At 48.6% G+C, this 9,527-nt stretch carries 5 protein-coding genes and 1 pseudogene; 1 reads left to right on the plus strand and 5 read right to left on the minus strand.

All coding sequences use genetic code 11. The features are described 5' to 3' along the window. Window positions 1–99: 99 nt before the first annotated feature. The 3 genes from HMPREF9412_RS19485 to HMPREF9412_RS19495 form a co-directional block, all read right to left on the minus strand. Window positions 100–2,364, minus strand: a complete 2,265-nt coding sequence (locus HMPREF9412_RS19485) for a helix-turn-helix domain-containing protein (protein ID WP_009593403.1) — start codon at window positions 2,362–2,364, stop codon at window positions 100–102. Between the two features lie 170 nt (window positions 2,365–2,534). Then, the gene (locus tag HMPREF9412_RS19490) at window positions 2,535–4,832 is read right to left on the minus strand and encodes a thiamine pyrophosphate-dependent enzyme (protein WP_009593432.1); all 2,298 of its coding nucleotides are present in this window, start codon (window positions 4,830–4,832) and stop codon (window positions 2,535–2,537) included. Window positions 4,833–4,834: 2 nt separating this feature from the next. Beyond that, on the minus strand, window positions 4,835–5,851 hold the full coding sequence (locus HMPREF9412_RS19495) for a 2-oxoacid:acceptor oxidoreductase family protein (RefSeq protein ID WP_009593420.1): 1,017 nt from the start codon (window positions 5,849–5,851) through the stop codon (window positions 4,835–4,837). A gap of 208 nt (window positions 5,852–6,059) precedes the next feature. Here HMPREF9412_RS19495 and hcp point away from each other — a divergent pair, with 208 nt between their 5' ends. Further along, on the plus strand, window positions 6,060–7,748 hold the full coding sequence (hcp, locus tag HMPREF9412_RS19500; RefSeq protein ID WP_009593399.1) for a hydroxylamine reductase: 1,689 nt from the start codon (window positions 6,060–6,062) through the stop codon (window positions 7,746–7,748). Between the two features lie 163 nt (window positions 7,749–7,911). Here hcp and HMPREF9412_RS19505 read toward each other — a convergent pair whose 3' ends face one another. Together HMPREF9412_RS19505 and HMPREF9412_RS19510 are read right to left on the minus strand one after the other, a co-directional pair. Next, complete coding sequence (locus HMPREF9412_RS19505; protein WP_009593431.1) at window positions 7,912–8,928, minus strand: carbohydrate-binding protein; 1,017 nt, start codon at window positions 8,926–8,928, stop codon at window positions 7,912–7,914. A 271-nt stretch (window positions 8,929–9,199) separates the two neighbouring features. After that, window positions 9,200–9,527, minus strand: a pseudogene (locus HMPREF9412_RS19510) (23S rRNA (uracil(1939)-C(5))-methyltransferase RlmD); the annotation flags it as partial.

Below are 9,527 nucleotides of genomic sequence, written 5' to 3' on the forward strand. Positions count from 1 at the left end.
CCTCATAGAAAGCGAATCAGGGTTCATTCCAGGCGGATAGAACGCCTTAACAGCGGGTTCGTTCTCAATCAAAAAAGGCAGCGATCCATGATCGCCGCCTTAACCGTTTTCTACTGCTGAATCATTTTCTCCCCGTTCCTTGGCCTTCCGGCCATTCCGGTATTCGCCCGGGGTAACTCCAGCCGTCCTCTTGAAAACGCGGGTAAACGAAATAGCATGGGCATATCCGACCCGCTCTGCGATCTCCTGCACGGAATAATCGGTTTCCGTCAGCAGCCGCTTCGCTTCCTTCATACGGATATCAATCAGGAAATCAACGAACCTTTGTCCGGTATTTTCCTTAAACAATTTGCTCACATATTTGGCGTTCAGCTGATACCGATCGCCCAGCATTTCAAGGGACAGCTCCGGATTCGCATAGTCACGCTCAATTAAATCGCATATGTTTCTAATGATGCTGGAGTATTGGTTGTCATGATGAATCTGCTTCATCTGTTCATAATGCTCCGTCAGCACTTGTTTAATTTCCTGTCTCAGCTGTTCCAGGGAATAGGAATTGTCTACCTTTACCGTCAGCTTCGGCAATTCCTCCTGTATCCACTTGTTGTAAATTTCCTTGCCTAGTCCCGACATTTCGCGGCCGGTGTAATAAACCAGATAATTCATCAGGCTGAATATTTCATCATTGGTCAAGAGGCTGTTCTTCAGCTGTTCAAACCATTTATCGTAATCGTCGCTCCACTGCTCCTTCTGCATTCTGAAGGACTGGATGATTGCACGAATCTCACCTAAATGCGTATAAACCTCGACAATGCCATGGCTCGAAATATCCTCGCTGCGGATCAAACGATTCTCACCGAGCACGATTTTATACTTTAAGGCTTGCATCGCATCTTTATAGGATTGCGGAATATCGCCAATCTGATCCGTCGACCGACCCATTCCCATCGTAATTGTAAATTTCAAGTTTTGGTGCGTCCATGCCAGGATTTGTTCCGCAATCGGAACCAGTACGGCCTCCTCAAACTTGTCCTGATCCCGTTCTTCAAACAGAATAATGGACAGGTTGGAAGGTGATGTCCATTCCGACCACAGCCGGCAGTCCCATTTCGAAGCGATCTCATCCACGACCGTCCGCAGAGTGAATTTAAGCAGATCTTGATCGGTCTTGGAATAATCCCGACAGAAATCCCCGTACTTATCAATCTCCAGGATGAGCATACGATATCGGTCCAGTGGCAGCGGCAAATTCAGTCGATCCGCTTCAGACTTCCATTCGGATACAGATAGAGGCGAGTCCCCTTCGATCAGCTGGCGGAACATAAACCGGGTCCTGACATGGAGATCCTCCCGGTATTTCTCCTGATATTCCTTGGATTGTTCCAGTATACTGTCAAAGGCGGATTCGATAAATGCGAATTCATCCAGCTTCCCCTTACGTCGGCCACTGCTCACCACCGGAAGCGAATAGCTGCTGAAACGGGCAGCGATTTCCTCAATGGGCTTGGAATTTCGCCTGGAAACATAAATCATCCATAGGAAGCCGATGGCAATCATGCCAAGACCTATGATAAACCAAAGATTATAGAGATAAGAGATAGCGCTTACAAAACCATTGTTCAACAAACCGCTTCCATAGTTCCAATTCGTATAGCTTGATACATACTGGGAATTGACTTGGGATGGCGGACGATCCGCTTTGGTGCCGAACAAATGGTTTCCGGAGGTATCCTGAACCTGAATGAAGCTCATGTTGGAATCCAGCATCTCTTCGGTAAGCTTGTTCAAGGATTCCGTGCTCACATTGACAACGATCATGCCTAAGTCGTTTTTCATGTAAGGCGATCCTCTGACCAGGCTGACCACCTGCTTGCCGCCTTTCATTTTAAATTGTTCGAAATTTCTCGCGCCTGTCCATTTCGGTGTTTTCGATACTTGATATTGTTCAATAAATTCATGGTCCGGATATGTACTTACGTATCCATTCGTGGCATTGCTGAGCACATAGCCGTCCGAATTCCTCACCAGATAAATCGAGTCGATCAAGGGATAATAATTAATAATCTCCTTGAGCTTCTGAACAGCTTGAATATTAATATATGGATCGCCAACGGCAGATGATTTGAAGAAATCATTCAAAGCCTTGCTGTTGATGCTCTCGAGGACGATCATATTGTCGATCACCTTCAGAGACGTGTCCACCATGCGCATCGCCTGCAAGGAGAGCGACTTATTGGCGTTAAGCGCCTCCCGCCGGCTCTGTTCGCTGAACAGCTGAAAGAAAACAAAAAATATAAAGGTAATCACAATAACAAAAATGGGCATATAGGAGAGCAATAGACGCTTGTACCAGGATCTCTGCATGATCAACCCTCCCACCGTTTTTTCGCAAATTTTTAATTATTATAACTTAAAAAGCACCTTTTGGGTTATAGTTCTCCATAGTCATAACGATACGTCCATACCTAAACAAAAAAAGAAGCGGGACAATGCCCGCTCCGTTGTTGTAATCCTGGTATGCTGAATTGAATATTTTATAGCAGCGGGTTCTCGTGTTTCGCTTTCAGAATCGACCAGCGCCGCTCCACTTCTTTTTCAAATTCGCCAAGCATTTCTTTGTTTTCTTCCTTGAGCAGATGTCTTGATTTGCCCATGTATTTCAGCCAATCGCTGAGCGGCACCCGTTTCTTCTTCGCTTCAGGATCGTACGTAATGTTCGTTTCTCCCTGCTCCACTTCATACAGTGGGAAGAAGTTTGAATTCACGGCCGCGCGGACGATGTTCTCCCCATCCTTGTCGCTCGATTTCCAGTTCAGCGGGCATGTGATCAGCAGCTTGCCGTAGACGGTACCTACATTCTGAGCGTACCACTGCGCTTTTGCCGCCTTTTTCACAAGGTCCTGCGGAAATGCTTCCGTCCCCGTGAATACGTACGGAATATGTGCCGCCGCCATCATTTGTACCGTATCTTTATGATGGAACGCTTTGCCCTGCTGCTGTTTGCCGACACCGGACGTACTGGTCATGTGTCCTAATGGCGTGGAGTACGAAAGCTGCGCACCGGTGTTCATATAGCCTTCATTATCATATTCCAGAATGATCAGGTTATGGCCCCGCAGCGCCGTCCCGATGGCCGAACCCATCCCGATGTCCATGCCGCCGTCGCCGGTCACCATCACAAAAGTGAAATCCTCAGGAACCTCGATTTCCCCGCGGCGTTTCTTCTCAAGGAACGCTTCTACCGTGCCGGATAAAGTAGCCGGTCCGTTCTGGAACAAATTATGAATGAAGCTCTGCTTATGCGAGTTATATGGATAACCCGTTGTTGTGATATAAGCGCAGCCGGTATGGAATAAAGTAACGACATCGCCTTCAATCCCTTTGAAAAAGAGCTCCAGCGCCGGGAAAATACCGCAGCCCGGGCAGGCTCCGTGACCGGAAGCAAACCGTTTCGGTTTCGCGGCAAGCGCCCGCATCGGCGGCACTTTGACGGCTAATTTACTTGTCTCTTCATCCACCTTTACGGTGATCAGGCCAGATTTAAAGCTGTCTCCATTCATCGGGGCAATGACCGGCTGCAGCCTCTGCTCCTCAGCTCCCGGGGTTTGGCCGTAATAATCAAACGGCACTTTGGCATAACCGAGCTCCATGGCCTCGATCGTCAAGGCAAAAAAAGCTTCCGCGTCATCCGCGTAATAGTCTTTCCCGCCAAGTCCAAATATGCGGGACAGCACAATAGGCTGCGGACCACGGATTTCCTGCAGGGCCGCTTTGACCTCATGGGTCAGATTGGCCCCGTGTGCACCGTAAGAATCTGCACGTTCGCCAACCAGCAGTGCTTTGACACCTATAAGCGCTTCGCGAATTTCTCTTGCCGGGAACGGCCGGAGAATATTCGGGCTGATTATGCCCGCTTTAATTCCTTTCGCCCGCAGCCGATCCACGACGTCTTTGGAGGATTCGGCCGCCGAATTGAGGAGGAATAAAGCCACCTCTGCGTCTTCCATTCGGTAAAGATCAAGCGGCGAATAGGATCTTCCGGATAAAGCCGCATATTCCTCGGCCACTTCCTTGAATACTTCCCCCGCACGGTACATGGCGTTTGACTGTTGGAAGTGGTTGTTCATCAAATCGTCGCCGTTCATATAAGCCCCAACAACGATCGGGTTGTTCTCGTCCAGCACATGTGGATATTCAGGAGCCTTTTCCCCTACAAACTCTTGAACGGTTTCCCGGTTCGTAAATATGTGTACCCGGCGTTTCTGGTGCGATGTAAAAAATCCGTCATAAGCTACAATGACCGGCAGGCGTACGTCTTCATGTTCAGCGATTCGCAGCGCCATGATATTCATGTCATACACGGCCTGCGGTGAACGGGCGGTCAAAATCACCCAGCCGGTATTCAGGCCGTAGTAAAGATCCGAATGGTCACCGCGAATATCCAGCGGTCCGCTGACTGCACGCGTCACCAGATTCATGACCATCGGGAAACGTGTGCCCGCCTGCACAGGAAGCTGTTCGATCATATACAGGAAACCATTCGCGCTGGTAGCATTGAATACCCGTGCTCCGGCTGCGGCCGCACCGTAGCAAATCCCCGCTGATCCATGTTCGCCGTCAGCTGGAATCAGCTTGATGTCGTGTTCGCCGCGTGTACGCATCATATCAAGATATTGGGCGATTTCCGTAGAAGGCGTAATCGGAAAATAACCCATAATGTGATAGTTAATCTGGGCAGCTGCCATGGCAGCCATTTCGTTGCCCGATTCGAAGACTTCCGTTTGAGCGGACGCCAGCTTGTTCTCCGTTGTTTCTTGAATTTGCATATTCATGATCAGACTCCCTCCCCAGTTAAATAGGGAAATGATTGCGGCACACGGTGCTGCTCCGCATAATGCGGCTCTTCTAACATGGCAGCCAAAGCGGTGGTCGGACAAGCTTCGATACACTTCAAGCAGCCTTTGCAATACTGATAATCGATACCTTTCATAAACATCTGCATATTCCCGCGTTTATCCGGCTTCTTCTCCCACACGATGCAGAAATCCGGACATACCGTATCGCAAGCGGCACAGTGAATGCAGTCCTCGATCTTGTACTCTGGCAAATATCCCTGCCGGGAGCCGCCAAGATCCTTCAGGACACTGTTCGCCGTAACGTTCAAAATCCCGCCCAGCTCCTGCGTTTCATATCCAAGCATCGGCTGCGGCCTTGCAAAAGCGATTGGGTCTATAAGCTCTGAGCCGTTTCCCAAGGAAAGGAACCGGACTTCGTTATATCCTCTGTCAAAGGTCCGCACATTCGCTTCCACCAGGTGGGGCAGCTTTTTCTCAAAAGTCGTGCGGATTACCTGCCGCATATCGTCCGGGTTTAGGAAGCTGCAAATCCGGAACAAAGCCCCCAGCATGGCCGTATTCACTTTGGTTTTTTCCTCAACGGAAATTTTCAGCGCATCCACTACGGCCAGCGTTCCCTGCGTCATGTGCAGATCCACGGCCACTTCGGAAAGGTCTCGCGCCGTATTCACAAGCACCGTTCCGTCAGGCTGTAATCCGCTTATGACATCGATCGTCTTATACAAGGCTTCATGAAATACGCCGACGACATGCGGCTGCTCAATGGGACTGTGATCGCGGATTTCCACCTCGGGATCGCAGAACCTTACGAAACTCTTCACGGGCGACCCTTTTTTCTCCGAACCATAGCTGGAAAAATTCGAACCGTTAAGTCCGGAGCCGGTGACCCCGGCTTCGGCCAGCATTTTTCCGGCCAGATTGGCGCCGAGCCCGCCGATGGATTCGAGACGGATCTCGAAAAATCCCAGTCCATTCTTTTGAGGTAAAATCGACATGTTCTCTCCTCATTTCTTCTTAGGTCATTAATTCCAGTTTAAAAGAAGAAACGGACGGGGTTTGTGATTAAACTCACTACTTAAAAAAATTGTGATTCCAATCACTATGTCGGTTGTGGGAGCGAAGTATACTGTCTTCAACAGTCCAATTGCGAGGCAATCTTATACTGACCTTACGACTAATAATCACGAAATTGGAGGAGAAATAATGAATAACAACGCGACAGAACAGACCTTAAAGCATCAGCCGTCCATGTTCTGCTTTCAATGTCAGGAAGCATCCAAAGGAACAGGCTGCACCATTGTCGGCGTATGCGGCAAACCGCATGATGTGGCAAACCTGCAGGATTTGCTGATTTATCTGCTGAAAGGCATCTCTTTTCTCAGTCTGGATATCCGGCTGCCGGAGGTGCTTGAACAGCGCATATCGCTGTTTATGATGGACTCCTTGTTTGCAACGATTACGAACGCCAACTTTGACCGCGAGGTGTTTGTGGGAAGAATCCGGGAAGCGATCGAGCTCCGCGGCGAGGTGCGCACCTATTATAACGAACAATATCCGGAAGGAACCGCAAATCTCCCTGATGCCGCCGTCTGGCAGGCGGATAACGAAGCTGCTTTTGATGAAAAAGCACGTACGGTGGGTGTCCTCTCAACCCGCAATGAAGACATTCGCTCGCTGCGCGAATTGATCACGTACGGCTTGAAGGGGATGGCTGCTTATACGTACCACGCGCTTCATCTGGAGAAGGATGATCACGAATTAAACCGTTTTATGCGCCGTGCGCTTGCCGCCACGCTTGACGACAGCCTTGAAGTGCAGGATCTGGTCGCTTTGACGATGGAAACCGGCAAATACGGCGTAAACGCCATGGCGATGCTGGATGAAGCGAACACCTCGGCTTACGGAAATCCGGAAATGACGAAGGTCAATATCGGGGTAAGCAACCGGCCCGGCATTCTCATCAGCGGCCATGATCTGAAGGATTTGGAGGAGCTGCTGAAGCAGACGGAAGGAACCGGCGTGGACGTATACACGCACAGCGAAATGCTGCCTGCCCACTATTATCCGGCATTCAAGAAATATGAGCATTTTGTAGGCAATTACGGGAATGCCTGGTGGAAGCAGAATAGCGAATTCGCAGCCTTTAATGGACCGATATTAATGACAACCAACTGTATCGTTCCGCCGAAAGACAGTTATAAGGACCGTATATATACAACAGGCAATACTGGGTTTCCGGGTGTCCGCCATATTCCAGAAGGAACAGACGGTGCTCCCAAAGACTTCTCCGCATTGATCGAGCAAGCGAAAGGATGCCCACCTCCAACGGAGCTTGAAACGGGTGAGATCATCGGCGGTTTCGCTCATGCCGCTGTGATGAACGTGGCCGATCAAGTCGTCGATGCCGTGAAATCCGGGGCGATCCGCCGCTTCTTCGTCATGGCCGGCTGCGATGGACGGATGAAATCCCGCAACTATTACACCGATTTTGCGGCAGAGCTTCCAACAGACACGGTCATTCTAACGGCTGGCTGTGCCAAATACAAATACAATAAACTGGATCTAGGTGAAATCGGCAGTATCCCGCGGGTCCTGGACGCTGGTCAATGCAATGATTCTTACTCCCTCGTCGTGATTGCATTGAAGCTGAAGGAAGTATTCGGCCTTGAGGATATTAATGATCTGCCGATTTCCTATAACATTGCCTGGTATGAGCAAAAAGCGGTGATCGTGCTGCTTGCCCTGCTTTATCTTGGTGTCAAAAATATTCATCTGGGCCCTACGCTCCCTGCATTCCTGTCGCCTAACGTTGCCAAAGTCCTCGTGGAAAACTTCGGCATCGGCGGCATTACCAATGTGGAAGATGACATGAAGATGTTCCTTGGTGCCTAATTAGTAGTCGAAGAAAACCTGATAAAGAAAAAAGGGCATGGGTTATGCAAGCAATGATCTGCTTGGTAACTCATGCCCTTTCAAATTAAATAAGCCGCTTCCACTCAACAAGCAAATCCTTTCACGTCTCGCTATTTTTCAATTTACCTATCAATGTAACACCTTAATTCTTACCACCATAGCCCTTGTAAGTAGCGTAAACTGCATCTGCATATTGATCTGCCAGAATCGGACGGCCATAAGAATCCGTAGCTCCCGGATACCAGTTATCTCCACCGTTGTAGTGTAATAATCCGTTGTAGATATTTCCAAACTTCGTAATCTTCTCATTTAAAATTAATGCCCCCAGATATACCTGATCTTGTTCACTACTATGATTATACGCACGGCCAAATTTTGAGCTGAATTGAGATAAATACGCATTGCGTGTGTTTGGTTCTACCTGCATCAATCCGTCGCCGGCCGATGGACTACCTGGTAAACCCGCTCCAAAGCTGCTTTCCTTTTTGATAACAGCACTTAGCAATAAAGCAAAATCTCCGCCTTTCCCATAGGTATTGTCGGCATTCATGACATATGTCCATATATGGCTTGGAACCTCGGCAGGCTTTGTTACTGTAGGAGGCGGTGAACCCGTATAAATCTTGACCGATGACATTTTGTCATTGATCGTGCTGCCAACCCAGGAAGAATCTGAAGTAAAGGTCCACTTGGTTCCTCCAAAATTATCATTCTCATATACTTCAACCGTCCAACCGCTTGGAACCTTAAGAGACGACATCCAGTCATTCGGAATTCCGTTTGCGTTCAACTGAGACAGTGTATAATTCCCTATCCCGAGTGTCACTGCTTTTCCTCCATAGTTTATATCTGCATAGAATGTTACTCCGTTCGTTGTCGGTGGTGTTGTTGGTGGCGTAGTTCCGCCGCTACCTCCTTTCTGCCATAAAGCAGGGACATTGGACGGTTCCCAACCTACGAGAGAAGTATGCGCCTGAAGACAGGTATAAGTGCTTCCACTATAGGTTACTGTGTCATTTACTGCATATGCGGTATTTGGAGCCCATGCTCCTCTAGCGGCTGCGCTCACTGACGGTAAGGCTACGCAAAATGTGGATAGAAATACTGCTAAAACAACCAAAAGTGATAAGGGCTTAAAAGGAAACCTTTTATTTGTCATTTTCAAACCTCCTTGTTTCTTTATGTATCTTTAGCGCTCCCATGAGACATGCTACAGGTTTTTAATGTACTATTATCTTACTTTATTTCCATTTTCTAAATTAATTCCACAAAAACAGAAGAAAGACTATGGAAAAATGAAGGGGGAAGGATTCAATAAAAAACCGAGGAAAAACAGGAGTGAATACCTGAATTTCGCCCGGCTTGTAACACAACTTTAGGCTTTAACACGACTTTATAGGCTTTGAGATGACTTTAATTGCTATTTACAACTAATCCCTCACTAACACCGCCACACTCTCCACATGCACCGTATGCGGAAACATATCCACCGGTGTGACCTCCACCGTACTGTATCCTCCATCTTCGAGCATCCTTAAATCTCTCGCCAGCGTGGAAGGATTACAACTCACATACACAACCCGCTCCGGTTTCATCTCAAGAATCGTCTCTAGCAGGCGCGGATCGCACCCTTTACGCGGTGGATCGACCACGATGACATCCGCCTCGATGCCCTGCTCTTTCCAGCGTGGAATCACATCTTCGGACGCGCCGACTTCAAACTCCACATGCTTCATACCATTGAGCTCCGCATTCGCA

It is taken from the genome of Paenibacillus sp. HGF5 (assembly GCF_000204455.1).
In the GTDB taxonomy this organism is placed as follows: domain Bacteria; phylum Bacillota; class Bacilli; order Paenibacillales; family Paenibacillaceae; genus Paenibacillus_AQ; species Paenibacillus_AQ lautus_A.

Coding starts and splice junctions, on each gene's coding strand:
- hcp (WP_009593399.1), top strand. CDS start 6,060: ATGAATAACAACGCGACAGAACAGACCTTAAAGCATCAGCCGTCCATG.
- HMPREF9412_RS19505 (WP_009593431.1), bottom strand. CDS start 8,928: ATGACAAATAAAAGGTTTCCTTTTAAGCCCTTATCACTTTTGGTTGTT.
- HMPREF9412_RS19490 (WP_009593432.1), bottom strand. CDS start 4,832: ATGAATATGCAAATTCAAGAAACAACGGAGAACAAGCTGGCGTCCGCT.
- HMPREF9412_RS19485 (WP_009593403.1), bottom strand. CDS start 2,364: ATGCAGAGATCCTGGTACAAGCGTCTATTGCTCTCCTATATGCCCATT.
- HMPREF9412_RS19495 (WP_009593420.1), bottom strand. CDS start 5,851: ATGTCGATTTTACCTCAAAAGAATGGACTGGGATTTTTCGAGATCCGT.